The following is a 22,956-nucleotide window of genomic DNA, read 5'->3' as shown; positions in this document are numbered from 1 at the left end:
TCTCCTTCTACAGAGGTTCAACTACCCGAAGTGAAGAAGGGCAGCCATGGCTTCCGGTGAACCCGGCGGTGTGGCAGAGAAGGGCGTAGTTAGCATAACAACAATGATAAAGACGATGAAACAGGCAAATATAAGACAACTCACGGCAAAGCCGCGATTACGCTTTTGCATAAACAGTCGAATACCTGTGACAAAGAGAAGTACCGTAACAGCTACCAGAACGATCGACATTGCAAAATAGGCTACGCCATAAAGTGATTTGAAAAATGCTTCCATTTGTTCTGAACGCTCCTTAGATCCTCATATTTAAGCCCTTCCAAGCCATTCCTTAGTAGCATACGACAGATTGACTTGTTTGAAAAGGAAACCGGGCGCTTGTTCCCGTTTCCGCCATCACCCCTGGGACAGGTTACATGGAAAAGGGGCCTTTGCCGTGGACAGACATCCAAGAAAGCAAGGCTTCTGTTGAGTATGTATAAGGAAGGACTATTGTTTCAAGGAAGGAGATCAACCCATGTCGAGACAACTTGCAAGCAAATGGCGGAAGACAGCGGCTCTGATGAAATACCCGGTAGCGGCTGTCCATATCCCACAGACCAAGGCATTCAACTCGGGTAATCTGCTGCAAATGCTCAGTCGTTATGGAATGGTGTATGTCAAACCTATTGTAGGAGGCGGTGGTTACGGTGTCATTCGGGTATCGGCGAGCGGTGGGGCTTATCGATACACCCATATGAAAACGACCCGTTCTTTCGCCAGTTTCAGCCAGATGTATCGCTCTCTGGTGCGTGTAAAGGCTAGACGCAGGTACTTGATCCAGCAAGGCATTCATCTGGCAACGATTCAAGGGAGACCTGTTGATTACAGAGTCAAAGTTGTCAAAACCGAACGAGGCTGGGTATTCCGCTCTTTAGTAGGGCGACTCGCTCGTCCCGGACTCTGTGTGACAAATCTGAGCAAGGGTGGCACCATGTTATCAGGAAGGCGAGCTCTTGGTTTATCCCTGCCACATATATCCGGTCGGCACAAACGCCGGGAGATGCGTTCACTTACACTGACATGTACGTACATTATGGAAAGTCAGTTCCCTGGTGTAGGTCAGCTTGGATTTGATTATGGACTGGATTATTCAGGCAAGATTTGGATTTTGGAAGTGAATACCAGACCTCAATAGAAAATGAATGGGAAAACTCAAGAAAATTCAAGAAAAACCGATAATATATAGAAGAAAACGTTATGAAAACCGTTTGAAATTTTACATTACTGGGTAATTTACTCGCAACAAGTCTTGAAACTATGAATTTATTCCAAAAAAAATACGCTGATAAACGTTCTGACAGTAGTACAAACTTCCTGTGCATAAATATTGTCCACACTATACATGTTGATTACTCTATACTTTTTCCATTTATCAACAAACTATGCACAGGATTTCCACATATGATTGTGGATAACAAGAACGCTTGTTCTCTATATGAATCTCTGATATGATAGTTTTGAGGAAAAAAAAGGAAAGGTTGTGGCGGGAAATGGCTATGTTATCCGATGAGATGTTGTTGGATTCCTACCATAAAGCGATTGAGTTGAATCTCGAACGAGATTTCATCGCACTGCTGTTGGCAGAAATCCATAAGCGCAAACTGGGTACCGACGTATCTGCCATTCTTCACTAGAGATCCTCATTGCAGGCAATGTTACAGGTTTCCGGACAAGTCCCATAGTGAGACAGGCCATGGCGTGCTCGTCTGACAATGGTGACAGTACATCACATGATTGCAAACGTTTTCGACTTCGTCTGCCGTGTCAGAGGAAGGGTGGGATACGTAGGGGCTGTATGGTCCGGTGTAATCATCCAATTTGCCGCATTCTAACAGTCCCTGAAGGCAGTGGGGGCAAGCCTGCTCCGGTACAACCAGACCGTTACACAGCGGGCATATATAAGACAAGGGTATCCCTCCTGATATGGATTCACTCAGGAGTAAGATACCCTTTTTTGTATCAATATATGTTATTTCAGCAAAACTAGCGTTTCATGTTACTGCTGTGTCCTGGGGACAATTTGGCATCCGGATCGAAGTATACCTTTGCATTGTTGACGGCTGTTGGAGCTTCGCCGAATCCGACAGCGATCAGCTTCAGTTTACCTGGGTATGTTGTGATATCTCCGGCAGCGAAGATTCCTGGAATGGATGTTTCCATGCGGGAATCAACAACGATGGAGTTACTGTCAATTTCGATACCCCACTCGGCAATTGGTCCGAGAGAAGAGACAAATCCGAAGTTAACGATCACGTCATCTACTTCGATTTCCTGAGTTTCTTTGGTTTTCACATGGGAAAGGGTTACTTTGGTAATCGTGTCATCCCCATGAAGTTCCGTGATTTCAGTCGGTGTAACGACATTCACCTTGGAATTCATCAGGTTTTCGACACTGTGCTCATGTGCACGGAACTTGTCCCGGCGATGGATCAGCGTCACTTGCTCAGCGATAGGCTCCAGCATGAGTGCCCAGTCTACCGCGGAGTCACCGCCGCCACTGATCAATACTTTTTTGCCGGCGAAGGCATTTAGATCACTGATGAAGTAGTGCAGGTTGCTCTTCTCGAACTTGGCAGCACCTTCAAGCTCCAGACGACGTGGTTCGAATGCACCTACACCAGCTGTAATAATGACGGCTTTGGCATGATATTCATTCTCATCCGTCTTCACGACGAAATGTTGCTCATCCTTTTTCTCCACCGATACAACCTTTTCTTCAAGGCGGATGTTTGGGTTAAAATGACTCATTTGCTCAACCAGGTTATTCACCAGTTCTTGAGCCGTTACTTTCGGGAATCCGGCTACATCATAGATGTATTTCTCCGGATAAAGAGCGGCAAGTTGTCCGCCAAGCTGTGGCATACTTTCAACCAGTGTAACGGATGCCTGACGCATCCCACCATAAAACGCGGCGAACAGACCCGCAGGGCCTCCACCGATAATAAGTAAATCAGTCATATCATGACTGGAATTTTGTGCAGTCAAGAATCAACAACACCTTTCATATTTTAATAGGTAGTTAACAGAAAGAATGTGCAGGCTACGTATCGTAACCGGCATTGGTGCTGAACTGTCTTTCCTATTATAAACGGTGTATTCAGGGTTGCAAAGTTAGCGGCGTCACGAAACTGGGAACAATTGATGAAGATCAGATGAGAATAGGATGAAATTGGAAATGAAAGGTTATGAAAAATAACAAAAAAAACCTTGATCTTTACTAGAAATACAGATATCCTTGACCTGTACTATGTGTTTTTTTGTCTAATTTAGAGTCAATATGTAATATGAAGACAGATCCCGTGTTTTGTAGAATCTTGTGGTTAATTTCACAACTTGAAACGATAACTTGCGTGCAAACGTATCAATTTCATAAACCTTTAGTTGCTTCAATCAAGTCTAGATATAGATCAAAACGGTTCGATACGTCGATATCTAGTTTCATAAAATCCATTTTTAGTGAGTTATGAAATTGATGCAAACGTTTAAATAAATTCGCGAAGTTAACATTTGTTGTCATAATGGGCAAGACATCATCAATATTTGTAAGTATGTGCATTTTGCATCTCACCCAAGATCGGGCTGATGCAAGTGAAACCGGAAGGGGTATAGACATGAGCAGTATTCCCAAAATCGTCATCCTCGGCGCGGGCTATGGCGGGATTCTGACAGCCCAGCGGCTGCAGAAGGAATTGAACTATAACGAGGCCGACGTCACATTGGTGAACCGGCATGATTATCATTATATTACTACACATCTACATATGCCGGCAGCCGGCACGGATACCATTGAGCATGCAAGAGTCCCTATTTCCAAGCTGATTGATGAGTTCAAGATTGATCTGGTCAAGTCTTCCGTGAAGGAGATTCGTCTGCAGGATCGGAAGATTATTCTGGAGGACGGCACGTTATCCTATGATTATCTGATTATTGGACTAGGCGGTGAGCCTGAGACCTTCGGTATTCCGGGCATGCTGGATCACGCCATGACAATCCGCAGCATTAACTCGGTCAGACTGATTCGAGAACACATCGAATATCAATTTGCGATGTACAAAAACGATAACAAACGAAATCGTATTCGGTTTGTCGTAGGTGGAGCGGGTTTCAGTGGTGTTGAATTCGTAGCTGAACTTGCAGATCGTATTCCACAGCTGTGCAAGGAGTTCGACGTGAATCCGAAACATGTGCACATCTACAATGTAGAGGCAGCGCCTTCAGCTTTGCCTGGATTTGATCCGGAACTGGTAGAGCATGCGATGAATGTGCTCAAGAAGAAGGGCGTTACTTTCAAAATTGGTGTTCCGATCAAGCAATGTCTCCCGGACGGGGTTATTGTGGGTGAGGGTGAAAAGCTCGATGCGGCTACAGTCGTATGGACCGGCGGTATTCGCGGTAACTCACTGCTTGAACAGGCAGGCCTTGAAGTGATGCGGGGACGTGTGAAGGTAGATGAGTATCTGCGTGCGCCTGGACATGAGCATGTCTATGTCATCGGTGACAATTCACTGGTCTTCAACCAGGAAGGGCGTCCATATCCGCCAACAGCACAGATTGCGATGCAGCAGGGCGTGAACTGTGCCAAGAACGTCGTGGCATCCATTCGCAAAAAACAGCCACAACCTTTTGTATTTACGAGCAAGGGTACGGTTGCTTCATTGGGTAAAGGTGAAGCCATTGCTGTTGTAGGCGGCAAGAAATACAAGGGCTGGAAAGCGGCTCAGCTGAAGAAGCTGGTTGATCTGCGTTATCTGTTCATCATTGGTGGTATTCCGCTAGTCCTGAAGAAAGGGCGGTTTTTTGGATGAGACATTGCAGTGTTCAGGTCCGGGGACTATTAACACGTGAAGAGCTGGATCGATACAACGCCCTGATGCAGGTCGGTGGTTATCTGGAGGAACAGGATCAGTATGATCTGGCCTACATCGTACAGAAAGAAGTGGATATTCTCATTATGCCTGCGATTGAGCGGCTTAAAGAGAAAGGTCGTGACCGTGACCGGGCCACAGCCGAGTTCCTCGAATCGCTGAAAGCGGTAGATGAGGAGGATGAAGATTAAGACTTTATATAAGTTGGACTAAAGATGTTTACACATCCACTTCAATGACAGAATAACCTATGCTTCCGATGTAGCTTTCTTTCAGAAAGCTTGTAGCTTCGCTTTTTCAGGTTTTTTCTGTCCTTTCCGTTTTTGTATAAATAAATAGTTCAAACTATATAGATCTAAATCAAGCTTGAGGTAGTAGAATATTGATACACAATAAAGCACCGCTGACAATATCCTTTACAGGAGATGTCGCGGTGCTTTATTGTGCTTTGCATTATGTTTACAGCTTAAGCATGTCTTCCAACGTTTCTTCGTTCAAGAGGCTTCCCACATAGAACGAACCGAATTCGCCATAACGGGCACTCACTTCATCAAAACGCATCTCATAGACAAGTTTTTTGAACTGAAGTGCATCATCCGCAAATAGCGTAACGCCCCATTCCCAATCGTCGAAACCGACAGAGCCGGTAATGATCTGTTTCACTTTACCCGCATAGCTGCGACCAATCATGCCGTGACTGCGCATCATGGTGCGACGCTCGTCCATGGACAGCATGTACCAGTTGTCATTCAGCTCACGTTTTTTGTTCATCGGATAGAAGCAGATGTATTGTCGTTGTGGCAGAACGGGTTTCAGACGGGCGATAATCTCCGGATTCTGCATCGGGTCTTCGCCTTCTTTGCCAAGATAGTTGCTCAGTTCCACTACACTAACGTAGGAATACGATTTGGTTGTGTATTGAGCAAACATCGTTTTGTTAAACGCGTTCTCAACAGCCTTCAGATCTTCCAGCGTTTCACGCAGGTGCATCATGACGAGGTCTGCTTTTTGACCTACAACCGTATACACGACTGTACTTCCTTTGGAAGAATCCTCGACTTCTTTCCATTCTTTCCAGAATTCCTGAAGCTCGTCCAGTGCTACAGCGCGTTCTTCATCATCTGCTGCTTTCCAGGCGGCCCAGTTAATCGAGCGAAAATCATGCAGGGCATACCAGCCCTCCAGTGTTGATGCGGCTTCGTTCATTGGTTGTGTTCCTCCTGCAAGGTATATTTCCAAATCCCTATAAGAGGTTGTTCAAAAAGTCCGCACTGAAAACCGGTCTTTTTGAATACGCACTATAAGGGACGGGTGAGTGCTTTATCGTTTACATTGTATCCCAACATGAAGGAGAAGGGCAAATGAACAGTACATAAATATAGGGGAATTTGTCCAGAAAGTTCGTTGCTTCGCCACATTTTTTGCGGTACACTAACTACTATCCAGAAGTGAAACCCGAAAGTGTGAAAGAAGAGGTGAATGTCGCCCGATGCAATTTATACCTGTGTTGGTATTAATGGTATTATTTTTTGTTATGATGTTTGGTATCGGTTTCATTCTGAACATGCTGATGAAGACCACCTGGTTCCCTTCCTATCTGTTCATCATTGTAATTCTGCCTGTTGTTGTATACTCTCTATGGGATCATTCGTCGTCTCTGATGTCACATCTGGGTTCTTTCCAGCTTGTGGACTATATGACGGGCGTAGCGGGACTGGCTGGTGCGGTAATCAGTGGCTGGACGATCCAGAAGTTACGTTTGGGTGGGTACAGAATGTTTTAGATTGTTGGAACGAGGTAACACATGCCACTGTAATCGCGTAAAAGTCTTGTCTTTGTCGTAAACGCTTACGAATACAAAGGGAAGGCTTTTTTGCTGTTCATTTATATTAGAAGGTTTATTGTACACTTGTACTTCATATACATCTGGAGAACATTCTCTTTAGATATTCCCTTGTATTCTGCGGCTACAGCTTTTATAGTATTCTAGCGGCACTCGACATTTTTATTTTAGAAATTTGCTTAATTCGGCGAAAACGTGAATGATGTCGACCTAGGACGAAACGGAGCGAGAACAGGCCATCTTTTTACCTGTTTTTGAACATTTGAGGATCAGACATTTATGATAGAATAGATAAACATACTTTTGGGGAGAAGGAGATCAGGCTATGCGCATGAAGAATCTGCACCATTATACTGAACATCATCGCTACTGCGTATACAGGGAGTTTGGACTTAGCGCCCTGGATGACCGTATGCTTACAGGAGCATATCAGCCCATGGTAGGTGCTTTTGCGGTTGGCTTGTATCGGCTGTTGTTTCAGCATCTTCCCGGTGAACAGGTCGGTTATTCGCCGCTTGAACAGCAACGGAGGCTGTTCATGACACTTGGGCTAGAGCCAAGTGAGAAAGGGCGCAAATATTTGTTAGAGCAGACATCCAAGCTTGAGGCAGTGGGTCTACTTCAGACTTCACGGCTATATATACCGGAAAATGATGATTACATCTACGAATATGAGCTGCAACCGCCGCTCTCTCCGGCAGAGTTTTTCCGGACACAGCATTTGACACTGCTGCTTCGTGACAAGATTGGCAAATTCGCCGTCCTTTCCCTGCGTTCCGGGTTCTCGGCAGTGGAAAATGGGGACGCGCCTTATCCGGCAGCCAACAAAGAGAATATTTCCGTTCCCTTTTACGATATATTTGAATTGAATACCCATGTGATTGATTACGAGTTGGAGCAGGCTTTGTCGGAAGTATCAACTACGGCTCAGCGGACAGGCACGAACGATGCAGCGGAAGAAAACAGTTTGAACTATGCCGACATTATTTTGCGTTTTCCGCGCGAGTCGGTCAATCGCCGTCATGTAGAACAGTTGCGTTTTGATCATGAACAACTGGGCATTGTGAATTATGTGGTGAACAAGTTCAACCTTAGTGTGCAGGATGTATGCCGTCTGCTGGATGAAGATGATATCTTCACTCCACAGGGCCAGCTGATTCTGGATGATCTTCAGCATAAAGCGAGCATGCAGTTCAGACAGACGAAGAAGCGCCATGAGCAACAGACTGTACAGGCAGCCAAGGTCGTGGCACTGAGGCAGCATATGGAGGAGCCAGAGCGGAAAGAAGACTCCGGTGAACCACCTGTTGAGCATGGGGTACAGATGGAATATTACGTCGAAGTACCTCCGCAATTCATGACGAAGTGTGATATTCATCAATACAATATGATGTTGCGTAACGAGCCGTATACCCGGCTGTTGCAGACGTTCTTCCCAGGTGCAGTACCGGACAATCTGATTGATATATTTGAGAAAATTGATCTGAGCTACAAGTTGCCTGGTGAAGTCATCAATGTATTGATTCATTATCTGATGGCATTACTTGTATCTGGCGGAGAGCAGCGGATTAACCGTAACTTCGTTGAGGCCATTGCCTCCAACATGTTGCTCAAACAGGTGAACTCATATGAGAAAGCTGTGCAATATATTCGTGATCAGGCCAAGGTCAAAGGTAAACAGGCTGCTGGTGCAGCTGGAACCCGTACCCGTACATACGGCAAAGGAACCAAAGCTAAGCCCGAAATTCCGATTGTACAAGACATAAGCAACGATGGGGATGCCGTATCTGAGGAAGAGTTCGAAGAGATGATGAGATTTGCCCAACAGATGCAGGCGAGTAAACAAAAAGGAACTTCATAACTCCCTGACCAAAAAGAAGTGCAAGTCCACTTTTACCAAAAAAATAAGAGCCATTCGCAAAGTATTGATGCGAATGGCTCTTATTTTTAAATCATGCTTTGTATGTTCCATCGGATGGACCTATTCACGGGTTAGTGGATGTTCTAATTCTGCATGACCCATTAAACTGTCAGTTGCATCTCCATCAACGAGCAAATCAATACTGGTTACTTCATCAAACTGAAAAAAGGTTCCTTTCAAAGCATCGATCGCTAAGAGTTCTCCGCCAGACCCTAATCTTGCTTCATCAGGAATATGAACATCTAGTGTTAATGTTCCTTGATCAAAAGTAGCAGAAAGTAGTTCAATATTACTCCACAATGGGATTAGTTCGGTTTGATCACTACTTTGAAGGGCCGCATAGGTCTTACTGTATTTTTCGGAGTCATCTTTGAATGTGATCTCCTTCTTATGTTGCTCTATTTGTAATAGTTGATCATCCGCGTAAAAAACCCCAATTTCCTGAGATTCTTCATTTTCTTCGCTCGGATTAACGGTTGGTGCTGGTGTCGTACTTGCCGGATCGGAACCCTGCACTGGACTAGAAGAAGTAGGTTTGCTGCCACACCCTACCGCTAGTATGCTTATTGCACATATTGCGATAGCCACATAGATTCTTTTTTTCATAGAAGCACATCCTCTTGAATTATTCACTGCCCTATAGCTTCAAATACTCTTTTATCCCATCCACAATGGCCTGTGCTGCTTTATTTTGATTGCTTTCTGACATCATGGCCTCCTCCTCCATCTGGTTGCTTAAGAATCCGATTTCTAGAAGAACCGCAGACATCGTGGTTTCTCGAATGACCTGGTAGTTTCCGTTCTTAACGCCACGATCTTTAAATCCCAAGGCATCGATCAGATTTTTATGAATGAGGGTCGCCAGTGCTTTACTACTCTCCCGTTGGTAATAATACGTTTCCGTTCCTGATATCTGAGGAGCAGCAGGGACGCTGTTACCGTGTATAGATACAAACACATCTGCGTTGAGATCGTTGGCAAGTTTGACACGTTCCGGTCGTGTAGGGTAGATGTCTGTTTCCCGAGTCATCATTAGTTCTATGTCAGGTTCCTTTTCCAAAAGAGCCTGCACTTTTAGCCCTAAAGCAAGGGCAAAATGTTTCTCAGGTTGCTTGGTGTAACTTATTGTACCTGGATCACTTCCTCCATGTCCCGGATCAATAACGACTATTTTTTTGCCGCTATTCACAGGAGTGGCAGGTGCAGGTTCATTTGCCATACTTAGATCAAGGATAAATTTGCCGGCGATTGTCTGTTGTGTGTAATTCACCGAACTTATATTGTTTAATTCGATTACAATTCGAACCTGAGGAGGATCATTTTTGAAAAGAGAATAACGTATCTCAGTAACACTTGGGAATTCGTTAACATCCAATCTTCCCATGGATCCTCCAGAGGGGACCTGTCCCATATTTCCGAAGTTGGTGGATGGGAAATCCAAGATAATCCGTTCGGGATTTTTTAGTGTAGATATGACTGGAGCAACTTCATGGTCTAATGAGACGACGAGTTGATTATTGGCATACGTTATATCATGAACCAGGTTAGTGCCTGCATCATTTCCATGAGAAGGTGAAGCTGGTTGTGATACATTATTGCTGGTTAGCGTAACAATCTTGTTTTTGTTATTCCAGCCCACTCTCAGACCCATCTCTTCACTAACAAAACGTAGGGGGACAACAACCGTATTCTTGATCATTTGTGGAGCGATATTAAGTTGGACGGTGTTGTTCTGGACTGTAGCTTGATCCTTTCCAACGGTCAAGGAAATTACATTGGAAGCTTGTTCGATATTTACATTTTGTGTCTTTTGGTCCCATTTCACCTTAAATTTTAAATTCTCAGCGACTACCCGAATAGGAATCATAATATTGTTTCTTACATTAACGACTTCAATATCATGGGGTAAAACTAGCTCCTGGCCATCTAAAATAATTTTAGTTTGATTCTTAGCTGCATGGGTGTGCAGGGGAATTAGCAAGAGTAGCAGCGTACTGAATAGTAACAGGATGATAGATTTCTTCATTTTACACCTCGGTTTTAATTTGCGTAGTACTAGACTCCTAACGGGGAAAAACCAATCACCTCCTGTTTCTTTTATGAAAACCAAAAAAATTACTATAAATTTCCGTTCACTAATATGAACGCTACAAACGACATAAAAGTCGTAAAGAAAATCGGTTTACTACAAAATATGGACAAGAGAACTGTTGTCAGTAGGTAGGGGATAAGGAAGGGGAGTTAAATAATGATGTTATTTATCTAATTTAAACCACTGCTGAGATTCTTTCCGAGTCATTTTTTTTACAGGTTTAACTTTTTTGCTTGTGGTATTGTATCTGAAAAGAATCCATTGATCTGAAGGATACTCGCTAATGTAATCCATATTTCTTCCGCTCTTATGCCACAAAATTAAACCGGTGCTAATATAGTTGGTTGCTCGAGGGAGATAAACAAATCGGTCTTTCTTCGTATCGTATATTGCTAAAATACTTTTCTCCGTATTTCCATAAGAAAATGCAATGATGTCTTCTTTTGGTGACCAATTATATGATGAAATGGTTTCGACATCGTGTTTACCTGTTTTTTCAAGACGTTCGTTTAAAATGATATACTTTCCTGTTTTACAGTTCACGAGAATAAGATTGCTACCGGCACTTTTTTCTGCTCGGATAGCAATCCATTCATTAGATGGAGATTCAGCAACACTTGTGATATCCACCAGATTCACTCCAAAGTCTTCCGTATGTAGGATGTGTTTGTCTTTACCATGAGCAACCGCGATAGTGTCAATGATGTTGTGCTCAAAGTCGGCAGCAGCATCTAGCTTTAAGGTGTTCGCGGTTACAGTGATGTTGTCACCTTTCCAGACAATTTTATCTGAGCCCATTGTTTTCCTGAACTTAGCTATACTCTGATACGTCGAAGAGTTGATAGAAGTTGATTCAGCATTAATGTGTGCTACTTTATCAGAAGTATGAAACGAAGTTGGTGCAGTGGATAACGTGCCTAAGCTACCTAAAACAATGATGCTTGATAATAAAGCATGGGTGTATTTCATGATTATCACTCCTTCAGTTGGGAGGCAGATACGTGATGTGATTCCCTCCAGATCGTTGTGACATTTCAGAGAACTAGTTTACTTATAGGTGTTGCAGAAAGCAGTGGCTTGTAGACTACTCCAATCTTTGCTTATCATTATTCATTTGTAAAGATATAAAATTAAAGAGATGATTTGAAGTGAGATGATTTCAAAAAGGCTGATTAGTCCTGTAAATAACAAGCCTAAAAGGACGAATACATATTTTTTTATTTTATGTGGCTTTCTGACTCTCTCTGGTGTCTAATTCATTGTAAATCAATGGCAAGGGATTCGTGGATATGAAGCCAAGGGGATGACGCAGGACTTTATTGAAGGTACGACAGAAGAAGCTATTCAAAATTTAGAGATCCCAACGTTCGAACAATTAGATAATGATACCTGGGATTTCGAAACGATGAAGGGTTTTCAGTTTTCGTTCCTATTCGTAGAGTTTGTTGTTCAACAATATGGAATAGACCAGTTAAACAAATTGATCCGTAACCCCCAAGGATTTTAATGGTATTTTTCAATCTTCTGAGAAGGAATTACATCAGAAGATGGTGGAATTTATAAGTAAGTAACCCATACAAAAGTGTATGTTGCCCGGGGGATGAACCGGGCTTTTTTAATTGACTAGATATGTTTCTAATGTTCAATACTCCAATTCATTAAGCTAACTAGCTTCAATCTTTAACTTTAGAAAACGGAGATTTGATTTTAAAGAATTCCTTATATGTCATTGGTTTTCGGCCAATCAGACGTTCAAGATCCCCAGACGTTTCCGAGAATTCTCCAGTGTTAATTCCTCGCACCCAACCTAATAAGAAATCAGTCATAAAAACAGGTAAGCCATTCGCCACCATAGTGTCTATATATTCTTTTTCGCTAATTGCCTCATAAGGGATATTGATCTCACTAATCTCCGAGAGGGCTGCAGCGATGTCTTTGAAAGAGCTTCCCTCGCTGCCACTTAGAGTATATGACTTATTTTCGTGTCCGTTTTGGGTGAGAACGGCTACGTTGGCTGCCGCCAAATCATCCAGAGATGCAGCCGCTACTTTACCGGAACCCTCTGGTACTCGCACGCCGAATTTAAGCGCATCTCCGAAATACGAATGCATGACTTCAAGATACGGTGGATTCCGTAGAATGGTATAATTTAATCCGGATGCTTTAAGTGTTTGTTCAGCGAATAAGTCTGAAATCGATACTTCGGGCAAAATAAGATTTGAATTTTTTCTGCGTATGATCGACGTGAAGATCACTTGTTTAACACCAGCCTGCTTTGCAGCTGCGATCACATTGAAATGTTGCGTATTGCGGTCGGTAAATGCTTGCGCGGAAATAAGCATCACTTTTTCAACACCACTAAAAGCTAGGAGAAGGGAGGTATAATCAAAATAGTCGCCCTGGCGAGCTTCCACGCCTTCTTTAACAAATCTTGCCACTTTACCAGATTCTGGATCACGGACTAATATCGCGACCTGATTTGACGGAACTTTTTTGAGAAGAAGTTCTAGCGTTCTGCTACCGAGATTACCCGTTGCTCCAGTAATAAGTATTTTCCCCATATTAACAACTCCTTTGAACGTCTATAAATACATGAAAATATTTGTTTCACATTCTCATCTTGAAAACTTACCGTCTTACATTCGTCAGTGTACTACCCCATTCACCGACTGGTTCAAGCCAGCTTACGATTCTATCATCAATTAGGTTGGTAAGCGCACCTTCATACTCAGCACGATAAGGTTTAGTAAGTTCATCTTGAATCCAACTTTCTCTTGTTCCATGCCAGATCTCATAGATCACCAGATCATTAGAATGATCAAGATCATCGGAGACGATCGCATTGATAAAAGTGGGTTCGCTTTTGAAATTGCTAATCATCGCGAATAGATTGTCACGAAAAGTTTCTTTCTTACCGGGCTTAATTTTGAAACGGATATTGAGAATGACTTGTTTGTTGGTTGTTGACATCATTCCACACTCCTTAATTCTTTTATTTTCTTTATATTACAAGGCTCATTATGTACCATGTATCACTTTTAAAATAGTACGTACTTTTTGGTTATATAGTAACCAAAAAGTGATAATTGTGATGAATCAGATCATAAATTGATTTTGAAATTACTCTATTCTACATTTAATCTCTGATATTCATCCTTGCTCAACGTCTTCTCTGCATAGATCTGACCCCAATCACAAAGAGTTCGTAAAGCGGGTTCAAGTGACATACCCATTTCTGATATTGAATATTCCACTTTTGGTGGTACCTGATTGTACATTTTTCTTATAATTAAATTATTGCTCTCCAACTCCCGCAACGACTGGACTAGCATTTTCTGAGAAATTGTTGGTATGAGCCTTTTTAATTCACCAGTCCGTTTAGGACCTTTTATTAAGTAATACAGAATAAGAGGTCTCCACTTTCCGCCAATGACATCTAAGGTAATTTCAAGATCGCAATAAAAAGTTTTCATTTAAGAAACACCATCCCTCATTTAATTCCCATTATTATAGTACATGTGTTATGAAGGCATCAAAATGCCTAAATAAGCTAGCAAGTAGGTTAATGGCAAGGATCGTCTGTTGGCAGAACTGTAATATCAGAAGAATTTATGATTTTAATAGGGGATAATGATTACTTATTATTCCAGATATATGCTACTCTCTTTTTATTCCATAGTTTTCTTAACGGAAAAAGTGGAAATTAAAATGTTGGGGGTAATTGCTTGCTTCTATCCGAACGATTGCCAATTGCAGCAAGTCTGTATCCTGAGGAACCTGCGTTAATGCGACATGGCCAAACGATGAGTTATGGGGAGCTTTACGGTCTAGTTGAAAGACTGAGTCATGCTCTATATGTTGAAGGTCTCCGAGCAGGCGATCGGTTTGCCCTTTTAGGTGATCCAGATCCCCAGCTCGTTGTTGCGTTTTATGCAGCAGTTGGGATCGGAGCTATACCAATCGTGCCGTCACCTTTACTAACAGTGCCTGAACTCGCTGCCATATTACAGGATGCAGAACCGCATATGGTTATTCATGATGACCAACATGCTAACGCAGCTATCGCCACGGTAAAGCTTTTTGGGTATTGTCCAAAACTATTCACGATAGACGAAGAAGGGCCGAATGCCATATCGCTCGTAACTCTTTTACAGCATGAACCTGCGTTCTCTCCAAAAGACCATCTCAAACCAAGTGTAGACGATACGGCAGTCCTGATTTATACGGGTGGGACAACCGGTCGACCCAAAGGGGTCATGCATTCGCATCGTGGTATGGCTGCTTGGAATCAACTTACACCTTCTGCAGGCTTTGGTCATGATCTCAGTCGTCGTGTGTTAGTGCTTAACCTATCCCATCTGGTGGGTCAGTTCCAATTGTGGGCGACTATGGCTGCCGGAGGCTGTCTTGTATTTCTGGATAAATATCCGGCGGATGTACACCGCATAATGGAAGCTGTTGAACGTGATCAGATTACACAACTCAGCACCGTAGGCCAACTGCTTCGTGATCTTACCCGCGAGGCATCCGTAGGAGGTAGAAACTTGAAGAGTCTATCGCTTATTGGCTGCGGAGGGTCCATTATTTCCCCGGATACACTACAGGAGGTCGTATCGCAATTTCCTGAAGCTATCATTGTGAACAACTACTCTCAAGCGGAATGTGGAATGTCCATAAGCCGCCTTTTTCCTGCTCAGCATATGGGGAATTCTCATCGTCTTCGATCCGTAGGTCGTCCAGCCGACTTGGCTGTTCAGGGTGAGCAGGCCTTCGAAGTTCGGATATTAAATACGGACGGAAGTGAGACAGTTACGGGCGAGGCTGGAGAAATCGTTGTTCGAGGTGCACAGACCATGCTGGGGTATTGGCGCCAGTTGGAGGCTACTGCCGAGACCATGCCCGATGGCTGGATTCGAACTGGGGATATCGGTTGTCTGGATGTCGAAGGTTATCTTTATGTGTTTGATCGCTTGAAGGATATGGTCATTGTGGGCGGTTCCAATGTATTTTGTGCCCAAGTGGAGCATGTCATTATGACTCATGAGGCAGTAAGCGAGGCGGCCGTAATCGGAGTTCCTCTTCCTGACGAAGGAGAGGAACTCGTTGCTTTCATAGTATTACGGGACGGTGACAGTTTGGATCTGACACAGGTGCGGGCGTTTTGTGAGCCACACCTAGCTCCGTACAAATGGCCGACTCAACTGTTCATTGTGGATACTTTGCCGAGAACAGCCGTGGATAAAATAGACAAAAAGCAGTTACGGAAGCATCTATCCTCAATGTTATCCAACGGGATGTAATCGAAGAAATGCTCATTGCTTTTAACTGATTAACTGAGTTGACCAGGTTTGGACGTTCCTATAGGAACAAACAGCCCTTCAACTTCCTTTTGGAAGTGAAGGGCTGTACGTATCTTAACTAGCATACAGGCGTGAACGAAAATTATAATTACCTCAAAATCGTAGTGGCCTGATTGCCCGCATAATCCTCAATGACCAGCTTCAAAGAGCTGTTGCTGGACGCTGGTGTGAAGGTCAGTTCACTCAGCTTTGTTCTTCCCCGAATGATATACGGGAATTTCTGCAAAACGTAAGTGACGCCGAACTCGCGTGCTACCCCATTTTCATATACATAGATCTTGTACCAATCCTCCAGATCCGGCAGGGCAAGCGTATATTTCCCATCTTTTACCGTGACCTTATCCTTGGCGTATGGTGTAATCTGAAGATCTGCGAGTTGTCCGGTATGGGTAACCGGATTCTGCCCGCCAATGGCGATGTTCAGCACGTAATGTTCACCACTGGTCGGAAGTTCCGTCAGAGCGGCGGATGATTTTCCTTTTTTGACCTGAAGCGACTTGGTGAAGGGTTCTTTCGTATATTCGGTTTCTAGGGTGAGCTGAATGGACTCGTTGCCTTTTCCTTTGTCTTTATTTTTATCCTTGTCTTTATCCTTACCCGTATTTTTATCTTTGTCTTTGCCCGAATCTTTTGCCTTTTTCGGGTTTTTCCAGCTTACAATAGCATCGCCATTCTTTTTGAATTTCACATCGATATTCTGAACGGATGCATTCAGATCATAAGGCAAGACGGTTGCTTCACTTTCGGTACCATCTGCACCAACAGCACGAATGGACAGTTCACCAGAAGGCTGTTTTAGCGATTTGATATAAAAAGTGGAATCATACACGCCGCCAACATAGGCGCCATTTTCATATAAATTGTATTGCTTGACCTCTGAATATTCTTTCATGTCCCAGGCGACAACCAGTTCGTCGGTGTTGGTCAGTGTTTTGACAAGATGGAACCCGGTCGGTGCATCCGGTACAGCCGCTGAACCGTCGGAAATGCGGATCTCGCCAATATTCATCTGGTAATTCTCAATCGCTTTGCCATTCGGGTCAAAGGACAATCCCATAGCGGCAATGGTTTTGCCTTGATAGGCGCTCAAATCCAGCGAAGTTGTCTTCCAACCTGTAGTATGCTGGCCTGACTGAGGCACTTCCACATTGACCACGTTGGATGGATCGTCTTCGAAGATTAACCCAACATGCAGGGAAGAAGCATCGCTAGTGGACGGTTTGTTATACGTCAGCTCCAGTTTGGATTGTACGTTGACGGACAGGTCGGTCTTGTACAGGCGAAGGAAGTTCTCCGCGTTCAATGTACCGTTCACCACGAGAGAGCTACCGCCATTGAACGCACCAATGGAGTCATAGTTGTACCTTGCCCCTTTCTCATAAGATGGACCGTAGTCAAAATCAACACTGAGCTTGTCACCTTTACTATCCATCCACCATTGCCAGGTGACAGGGATATCCTGAATGTTGATATTTGACCATTCTTTATCGTTCGAGACAGCGCCGTCTTCATAATATTTCAGACCGTGACCCGTATTGAAGCTGGTCGCAAAATTAGAGCCGTTGATAACGGAGCGTTCGGTCAGATAAGCGGCGATTCCATCCCAGTTTGCACCGGAAGCATACACATCCGACAGATCGGCAGACGCATTACGACGTGCATCTGTCGGGTCTTGATTCGGCCCTGACCACCACGCACGATCGCGTACAAAGGTCATCCACTGGTACTCATCCTCAGCTCGGTGATTGGTACTGCCATCGCCCATCTCTTCATCCAGGGCGTTGTGGGTGAAGTCGGCACCCAGTGTCGCGATGCTGTTCATCGGTTGACCGTTCTCATCCAGGTTATGGCGCAGGTCATAGGATTGCTTCCAGCGGCCGAATTTGTCATGTCCACCTTCGACACCAGCAAATACGGTTTCCAGTGGATCAAGTCCCAGACTAAGGGCATGATCACGGGAATCGCGGAGCATCTTGTGGTTCCACACATAGTTCAGGAAGATGGAATCCGAGACTCTGCCGAGAACGGAATCTTGTACAAAGGGGCTGTTAAGCCCATTGAATTGGTTCTGGTATTGAATTTTGCCTGTTGTATTGATGGTGGAATCATACCACTGAACGTACAGGCCTTTATCTCTTAGATATTTCATGAATTTCTTGTAGGAAGCGATATCCTCAGGGGCTACACCCCGGGCAACCTCTTCCTGATTGAAGAAATATCCATCGTAGTTGTAGTATTCTGCCATCTCGGCCAGTTTCTCGGCCACAGGGAAATTACCGTTTTCATCCTGGATCAGCATTTGTTTATAGGTTTGTGGCCCACGGTCATTGTCCGAGAAAAAGATGTTGGCAATCGACTTGACGCCATTTTTGTGGGCTGCATTGGTGTAGGCCGGATTCGGAATGTTCAAAATACCAAACTCGAAATATTTCTCCGTCCATTCCTTACTTGGGTCATACAGCTCCTCCGGTACTCCGGCAGAAGCCATGCCATGCCAATAGCTGTAGTAGTCTGTATATTGCCAATAATTGAAGAGGTACTGGCTGAATTCATTGGTGTAAGGTGTGCTATCGAAGAATGCATTGCCGTAATCGCCGCTCATCGTGAATAGCTGGGTATCTGGACTAAGCTCAGGATAAGCCTGTGTGGCAGCGAACGCTTCATTACGGGTCTGCAAGGGAACATGGGCACGAAGCAGATCACCATGGATATCACTTTCGGGTGTCCAGTTCAGAATCTGGGCCGAGGTGTACCCGTGTTGATAGGGCTGATTCACCCCTTTGGCACTTTCACCGGTGTAAGGGAGCGTATCTCCGGCATAAACGGATGATGCAACAACTTGTCCAAGCAGAGCCGTGGTCAGGACCATGGCAGTGACCTTGGGAATGAGGCCTTTTGGTTTGAGTTTGCGTGTCATGCTGTTCCTCCTTCAAGTGGAATGAATGTAAGGTATTCTTTTACACAAAGCTAAACTTATGGTTAACGATAGTGGATGAAAGCGTTTTTAAATAGGGTGAAATTAAAGAAACACAGATATAAACTAAAGAAAAGTTGCAGGTGACAAGTTAATGTCAGAAGCCTAATGATATAATTCTATATAAGTTGAACTAATTTTTTACACGATAACGAAGAGGACAGAAAAAAACTGAAAAAGCGAAGCGTTCGCATTTATCACCGGATTTTCCCCTTAGAAAAAGGGAATTGAAAAATCTGGGGATAACAGCAATTGGAAGGTTATTCTGTCATCGTAGTGTCAGTGTAAATAATCTTTAGTTCAACTTATATAGTCAGGAAAACAGCATCGGAGGGAACATGCGACTTGAAAATTGTTAGCGTTTACAATAATTTCTTCAAAAATAATATGTTTATGAAAATGCTCCTGATCTTCTCGATGATATCGATTGTTACGATCATTACGCTGTCTTATATCATCTTCCTGTCGGTGTCCGACTCCACGATTCGCCGGGAACTGGCGATCCAGAAAGCGGCGATGGAACATGTGGATCGGTACATTCATCAGCAGTATGAGTCGGTACAGAATATGGTGAGGGATATGCATCAGAATGAGGCACTCTCGGCCAACATTACTTACCTGATGAATCATTCGTACGCTGAATATGTTCAGCACATGACGAATGGATATTACGCCAATCAGGATGACTATTCGGCCGATGTGTTGAAACATTTTCAGAACATCATGGATCGCAATTCGCAGATTAACCAACTCATGTTGTATAGCGCCGAGCAGCAGGATCTGTCTACGTTTAATCAACACAAGCAGTTCCGCAAGCTGGACGCCAATGTGGCTCATTCCTATATTCCGGACGTGATGGCGATGGAAACTCCCAATATCAGTGCACCCAACTACTGGATTCGCAAAGAGATTAATCAATGGGACCCTGCGCTCTACTCCATCCGCGTACCGATTAACAATACACAGACTCTTCGGAATCTGGGCCAATTTCTTGTCTTCTTTGACTCGGAGGGAATCGGTAATGCGCTGGACAACTACGAGAGTAATCTCAAGGGAGAAATCGTGGTGTTATCGGCGAAAGGGACAGTGTTATTTGACTCCAACAATCATTATTACGGGAAGAAGTATCCCTACGTGAATGTGGCCGATTCGCTGTTTGATCAGACGGATATGGATTCGATGAAAAAGGAGCAGAACATGTATGTGAACAAGTTTGTCTCCGCCGATCAGGGTTATGTGGTCATTGGCACCGTTCCGGTAGAAGAGATGGCTGAAACCTATGCGGGCATTCGCAATACCATCATCTCGATCAGTATCGTGTGTATTCTGTTTGCCGTGCTGGTTCCGGCGTTTTTCATTATTAACTTTGCCAAACGAACCCGTCGAATTATTCGTTTCACCCAAAAAGTGAAATATGGCAATTTGACGGCTCGCATCGACGATCCACGTGATGATGAACTGGGGCAGATCTCACATAGCTTCAACGACATGCTCGACGAGCTGAATCTGTATATTGAACGAGTCTACAAAGCCGAGATCAAACAGAAGGAGACCGAGCTGGTCGCATTACAGGCGCGCATCAACCCTCATTTTCTCTACAATACGCTTGAAGTGATTCGGATGAGGGCGATATCCCAAGGGGCGAGAGATGTCGGCGAGATGATCTATAGCCTATCCGTATTGTTCAAGAGCCTGGTACAGCAGAAGAAGAATTATACGCTGAAGGATGAGATGGAAGCTTGCCGCTTGTATCTGGAGTTATTCCGAATCCGCTACAAGGATATTTTCATATATACGATCCAGATCGATGCTGCTTATTATCAACACCCTGTGGTGAAACTTTCGCTGCAACCCATTATTGAGAATTATGTCGTGCACGGCATTCAGACGGAACGTTCGGATAACCGATTATCGATTATTGTGGAAGAGACGGATAATGTGGTGCAGGTGGAAGTCAAAGATAATGGCAAAGGTATTGATCCTGCACGCCTGACGGAAATCCTTGAAGAACTGGAACGTCCTGAAGAGTCTGGTCAGATGTTCGGGCTGCGCAGTGTCCATAGTCGATTGCGCTTCCTGTATGGGCCAGAGTTCGGTATCACCATAGAGAGTACCCTCGGAGAAGGAACACGGATCAGGGTGCGTTATCCACATACAGAAGGGACAGGTGTGTAATATGTACAAGGTGTTTATTGTGGACGATGAGCCATTCATCATTGAAGGGTTATACGATATTGTGGATTGGTCTTCATTTGGAATGGAAATTGTGAGCCATGCAGGTAATGGGCAAGCAGCGTTACAAGCGCTCTCTTCTCAGCCTGTGGACATTCTGATTACGGATATATCCATGCCACTCATGAATGGTCTCGATCTGATTCGGGAAGCAAGGCGAGTGCAACCTGAGCTTAAGGTCATTATCCTCAGTGGTTTCAATGAGTTCGAATATCTGAAGGAAGGCATGCAGCTGGGGATCGAAAATTATCTGCTTAAACCGATTAATGTGGAGGAACTGGAATCCACGCTGAGCAACACAGCATCCAAGCTGGATCATACAGTATCACCTCAAGCCGATGATGCGTATGGCATTCAGATTCTGAAAGATAACATTCTTCATCGATGGCTTACGGGACAGATTGCAGCTACCGAATTTGAAGAACGTGCCCAGTTTATGAACCTTTCTTTGGATGCACCGGACGTTGCTGTCGCTATATTGCGTGACAAAGACAAAGGGCAAACATTCGGCATGTTTGAACGTGTGGAGGAGATGCTGAAGGACAAGTCCCATCTGAATGTCTTTCATGACATCGATGGTGATCTCGTCATTGTTGCCAATGTCGACGGTAACGAGGATGAGGAACAGAAGTTAATGGATGGCCTTCAGGCATTATCTGATGCGATAACCGTAACCCATCCGGCGGCACGCATTGGAGCAGGTAGGTTGATGAAAGGGATATACCATGCTCCGGCCAGTTATGAAGAGGCAAAAAAGGCGCTCCAATACGTGATGATCTATCCCGATCTGAAAGTCATCGACCATGCCATTCTGGATCGTTGCGGCAACTCGGCAGCGTCCTTCTTCATTGACTGGAGGGATTACGCGAAACTGATTCTGTCCCGGAATACAGAACAACTTGCGGAACGGATTCGTATGGATTTTGAACAGCATCGCAATGGACTTACGCCTGGGGAGTTACAGAATACCGCATTGGAAGTGGTGATTCGCTTCAAAATGGAACTGGAGAGCATCAAATACTCGGATGAGTCTGCCATATACCAACAAGGGCTTCAACTTGTCCTGGACAGTGGCACTTTTGATGAACTCGTGCGGGCGCTTCAGCAAGTTGCGGCGCAGACGATCCAATCCCTATTGCAGGATCTGAAGAATCCAATTGTGAACCAAGTGCTTCAGCATATCGACAAACACTACGCAGAAGAACTTTCCCTGAAGCTGCTGGGTGCCCACTATCATCTGCATCCGGTGTATTTGGGACAATTGTTTCATAAGGAGACCGGGGAGACGTTTGCCGAATATATCAACAAATACCGGATTGAACGTGCGAAGGAGCAGCTGCGCAATTCCAATCTGAAGGTACATGAGATCGCCCGAAATGTGGGGTATTGGGAGACGGGGTATTTCTATAAACAGTTCCGCAAATATGTGGGGATTTCACCGACTGATTTCAAGGTGTTTGGTTAATTCGGTGACGGGTAGATCCAACCATGGGACAGAGAGCCAAGAGACATATCGGGAACAGGAATGGCATGGTAGAAAATCATGGCATACGTTACCCGGCATGTCTCTTTCATGTAAGCGATTTATTTAAATAGGTTCAAAATAGATGCCCATGGACAATTTCTCTTT

The 22,956-nt window shown here is 44.2% G+C and carries 20 protein-coding genes; 9 read left to right on the top strand and 11 right to left on the bottom strand.

All coding sequences use genetic code 11. From position 1 onward, the window contains the following. Positions 1-21: 21 nt before the first annotated feature. Positions 22-276 (bottom strand): hypothetical protein, encoded by a 255-nt coding sequence (locus J2X75_RS21160; protein ID WP_017692428.1) that lies wholly within the window; start codon positions 274-276, stop codon positions 22-24. 238 nt (positions 277-514) lie between these two features. Between J2X75_RS21160 and J2X75_RS21155 the strand changes: the two genes are divergently transcribed. Then, positions 515-1,174 carry a YheC/YheD family protein gene (locus J2X75_RS21155; protein WP_124117505.1) on the top strand — a complete coding sequence of 220 codons (660 nt, stop codon included), beginning with the start codon at positions 515-517 and terminating at the stop codon, positions 1,172-1,174. Positions 1,175-1,529: 355 nt separating this feature from the next. After that, entirely contained in the window at positions 1,530-1,673 is a 144-nt protein-coding gene (gene sda / locus J2X75_RS21150) for a sporulation histidine kinase inhibitor Sda (RefSeq protein ID WP_017692430.1), read from the top strand. Positions 1,674-1,694: 21 nt separating this feature from the next. On the opposite strand, the gene J2X75_RS21145 is transcribed toward sda, so the two are convergent. Both J2X75_RS21145 and J2X75_RS21140 read right to left on the bottom strand, forming a co-directional pair. After that, positions 1,695-1,946 (bottom strand): hypothetical protein, encoded by a 252-nt coding sequence (locus tag J2X75_RS21145; protein WP_124117506.1) that lies wholly within the window; start codon positions 1,944-1,946, stop codon positions 1,695-1,697. 76 nt (positions 1,947-2,022) lie between these two features. Continuing rightward, positions 2,023-2,997 (bottom strand): NAD(P)/FAD-dependent oxidoreductase, encoded by a 975-nt coding sequence (locus J2X75_RS21140; RefSeq protein WP_210437008.1) that lies wholly within the window; start codon positions 2,995-2,997, stop codon positions 2,023-2,025. Between the two features lie 653 nt (positions 2,998-3,650). On the opposite strand from J2X75_RS21140, the gene J2X75_RS21135 reads away from it, so the two are divergent. Continuing rightward, on the top strand, positions 3,651-4,844 hold the full coding sequence (locus J2X75_RS21135; protein ID WP_145325110.1) for an NAD(P)/FAD-dependent oxidoreductase: 1,194 nt from the start codon (positions 3,651-3,653) through the stop codon (positions 4,842-4,844). Continuing rightward, entirely contained in the window at positions 4,841-5,095 is a 255-nt protein-coding gene (locus J2X75_RS21130) for a hypothetical protein (protein ID WP_017692433.1), read from the top strand. The genes J2X75_RS21135 and J2X75_RS21130 overlap by 4 nt, the downstream gene beginning before the upstream one ends. 268 nt (positions 5,096-5,363) lie before the next feature. Here the strand turns inward: J2X75_RS21130 and hemQ are convergent, their stop codons facing one another. Then, positions 5,364-6,110 (bottom strand): hydrogen peroxide-dependent heme synthase, encoded by a 747-nt coding sequence (gene hemQ, locus J2X75_RS21125; RefSeq protein WP_310339799.1) that lies wholly within the window; start codon positions 6,108-6,110, stop codon positions 5,364-5,366. A 283-nt stretch (positions 6,111-6,393) separates the two neighbouring features. On the opposite strand from hemQ, the gene J2X75_RS21120 reads away from it, so the two are divergent. Together J2X75_RS21120 and J2X75_RS21115 are read left to right on the top strand one after the other, a co-directional pair. Continuing rightward, the gene (locus tag J2X75_RS21120; RefSeq protein ID WP_124117510.1) at positions 6,394-6,687 is read left to right on the top strand and encodes a YuiB family protein; all 294 of its coding nucleotides are present in this window, start codon (positions 6,394-6,396) and stop codon (positions 6,685-6,687) included. A 385-nt stretch (positions 6,688-7,072) separates the two neighbouring features. Then, entirely contained in the window at positions 7,073-8,608 is a 1,536-nt protein-coding gene (locus J2X75_RS21115) for a replication initiation and membrane attachment family protein (protein ID WP_307542314.1), read from the top strand. A gap of 120 nt (positions 8,609-8,728) precedes the next feature. Here J2X75_RS21115 and J2X75_RS21110 read toward each other — a convergent pair whose 3' ends face one another. From J2X75_RS21110 to J2X75_RS21085, 6 genes are all read right to left on the bottom strand, one after another. Further along, positions 8,729-9,274, bottom strand: a complete 546-nt coding sequence (locus J2X75_RS21110; protein ID WP_310339794.1) for a GerMN domain-containing protein — start codon at positions 9,272-9,274, stop codon at positions 8,729-8,731. Between the two features lie 31 nt (positions 9,275-9,305). Next, positions 9,306-10,694, bottom strand: coding sequence for an N-acetylmuramoyl-L-alanine amidase family protein (locus J2X75_RS21105; RefSeq protein WP_310339792.1), 1,389 nt, complete (start codon positions 10,692-10,694; stop codon positions 9,306-9,308). Positions 10,695-10,922: 228 nt separating this feature from the next. After that, positions 10,923-11,729, bottom strand: coding sequence for a hypothetical protein (locus J2X75_RS21100; protein WP_310339790.1), 807 nt, complete (start codon positions 11,727-11,729; stop codon positions 10,923-10,925). A 704-nt stretch (positions 11,730-12,433) separates the two neighbouring features. Next, positions 12,434-13,321 carry an SDR family oxidoreductase gene (locus J2X75_RS21095; RefSeq protein ID WP_310339787.1) on the bottom strand — a complete coding sequence of 296 codons (888 nt, stop codon included), beginning with the start codon at positions 13,319-13,321 and terminating at the stop codon, positions 12,434-12,436. A 67-nt stretch (positions 13,322-13,388) separates the two neighbouring features. Then, entirely contained in the window at positions 13,389-13,733 is a 345-nt protein-coding gene (locus J2X75_RS21090; protein WP_310339783.1) for a putative quinol monooxygenase, read from the bottom strand. 152 nt (positions 13,734-13,885) lie between these two features. Then, entirely contained in the window at positions 13,886-14,233 is a 348-nt protein-coding gene (locus tag J2X75_RS21085) for a winged helix-turn-helix transcriptional regulator (protein WP_124117520.1), read from the bottom strand. 252 nt (positions 14,234-14,485) lie between these two features. Between J2X75_RS21085 and J2X75_RS21080 the strand changes: the two genes are divergently transcribed. Continuing rightward, positions 14,486-16,060, top strand: coding sequence for a class I adenylate-forming enzyme family protein (locus tag J2X75_RS21080; RefSeq protein WP_310339781.1), 1,575 nt, complete (start codon positions 14,486-14,488; stop codon positions 16,058-16,060). A 148-nt stretch (positions 16,061-16,208) separates the two neighbouring features. On the opposite strand, the gene J2X75_RS21075 is transcribed toward J2X75_RS21080, so the two are convergent. Continuing rightward, complete coding sequence (locus tag J2X75_RS21075) at positions 16,209-19,037, bottom strand: endo-beta-N-acetylglucosaminidase (protein WP_310339779.1); 2,829 nt, start codon at positions 19,035-19,037, stop codon at positions 16,209-16,211. Between the two features lie 402 nt (positions 19,038-19,439). Between J2X75_RS21075 and J2X75_RS21070 the strand changes: the two genes are divergently transcribed. Continuing rightward, on the top strand, positions 19,440-21,269 hold the full coding sequence (locus J2X75_RS21070; RefSeq protein ID WP_373428313.1) for a sensor histidine kinase: 1,830 nt from the start codon (positions 19,440-19,442) through the stop codon (positions 21,267-21,269). Position 21,270: 1 nt separating this feature from the next. Continuing rightward, positions 21,271-22,791: a response regulator gene (locus J2X75_RS21065; RefSeq protein ID WP_310339778.1), complete on the top strand. Its 1,521-nt coding sequence runs from the start codon at positions 21,271-21,273 to the stop codon at positions 22,789-22,791. The last annotated feature ends 165 nt before the right edge of the window (positions 22,792-22,956 follow it).

The organism is Paenibacillus sp. 2003 (assembly GCF_031455635.1).
In the GTDB taxonomy this organism is placed as follows: Bacteria; Bacillota; Bacilli; order Paenibacillales; family Paenibacillaceae; genus Paenibacillus; species Paenibacillus amylolyticus_B.
Note: the sequence above shows the minus strand (reverse complement) of the source record. Positions and strands in the feature narration are given on the sequence as shown.

Bases quoted from the DNA above. Each gene is read 5' to 3' on its own strand.
- J2X75_RS21140 (WP_210437008.1), bottom strand. From the start codon at position 2,997: ATGACTGATTTACTTATTATCGGTGGAGGCCCTGCGGGTCTGTTCGCC.
- J2X75_RS21120 (WP_124117510.1), top strand. From the start codon at position 6,394: ATGCAATTTATACCTGTGTTGGTATTAATGGTATTATTTTTTGTTATG.
- J2X75_RS21090 (WP_310339783.1), bottom strand. From the start codon at position 13,733: ATGATGTCAACAACCAACAAACAAGTCATTCTCAATATCCGTTTCAAA.
- J2X75_RS21075 (WP_310339779.1), bottom strand. From the start codon at position 19,037: ATGACACGCAAACTCAAACCAAAAGGCCTCATTCCCAAGGTCACTGCC.
- J2X75_RS21110 (WP_310339794.1), bottom strand. From the start codon at position 9,274: ATGAAAAAAAGAATCTATGTGGCTATCGCAATATGTGCAATAAGCATA.
- J2X75_RS21105 (WP_310339792.1), bottom strand. From the start codon at position 10,694: ATGAAGAAATCTATCATCCTGTTACTATTCAGTACGCTGCTACTCTTG.
- J2X75_RS21135 (WP_145325110.1), top strand. From the start codon at position 3,651: ATGAGCAGTATTCCCAAAATCGTCATCCTCGGCGCGGGCTATGGCGGG.
- J2X75_RS21130 (WP_017692433.1), top strand. From the start codon at position 4,841: ATGAGACATTGCAGTGTTCAGGTCCGGGGACTATTAACACGTGAAGAG.
- J2X75_RS21115 (WP_307542314.1), top strand. From the start codon at position 7,073: ATGCGCATGAAGAATCTGCACCATTATACTGAACATCATCGCTACTGC.
- J2X75_RS21155 (WP_124117505.1), top strand. From the start codon at position 515: ATGTCGAGACAACTTGCAAGCAAATGGCGGAAGACAGCGGCTCTGATG.
- J2X75_RS21065 (WP_310339778.1), top strand. From the start codon at position 21,271: ATGTACAAGGTGTTTATTGTGGACGATGAGCCATTCATCATTGAAGGG.
- J2X75_RS21100 (WP_310339790.1), bottom strand. From the start codon at position 11,729: ATGAAATACACCCATGCTTTATTATCAAGCATCATTGTTTTAGGTAGC.
- sda (WP_017692430.1), top strand. From the start codon at position 1,530: ATGGCTATGTTATCCGATGAGATGTTGTTGGATTCCTACCATAAAGCG.
- J2X75_RS21095 (WP_310339787.1), bottom strand. From the start codon at position 13,321: ATGGGGAAAATACTTATTACTGGAGCAACGGGTAATCTCGGTAGCAGA.
- J2X75_RS21160 (WP_017692428.1), bottom strand. From the start codon at position 276: ATGGAAGCATTTTTCAAATCACTTTATGGCGTAGCCTATTTTGCAATG.
- J2X75_RS21085 (WP_124117520.1), bottom strand. From the start codon at position 14,233: ATGAAAACTTTTTATTGCGATCTTGAAATTACCTTAGATGTCATTGGC.
- hemQ (WP_310339799.1), bottom strand. From the start codon at position 6,110: ATGAACGAAGCCGCATCAACACTGGAGGGCTGGTATGCCCTGCATGAT.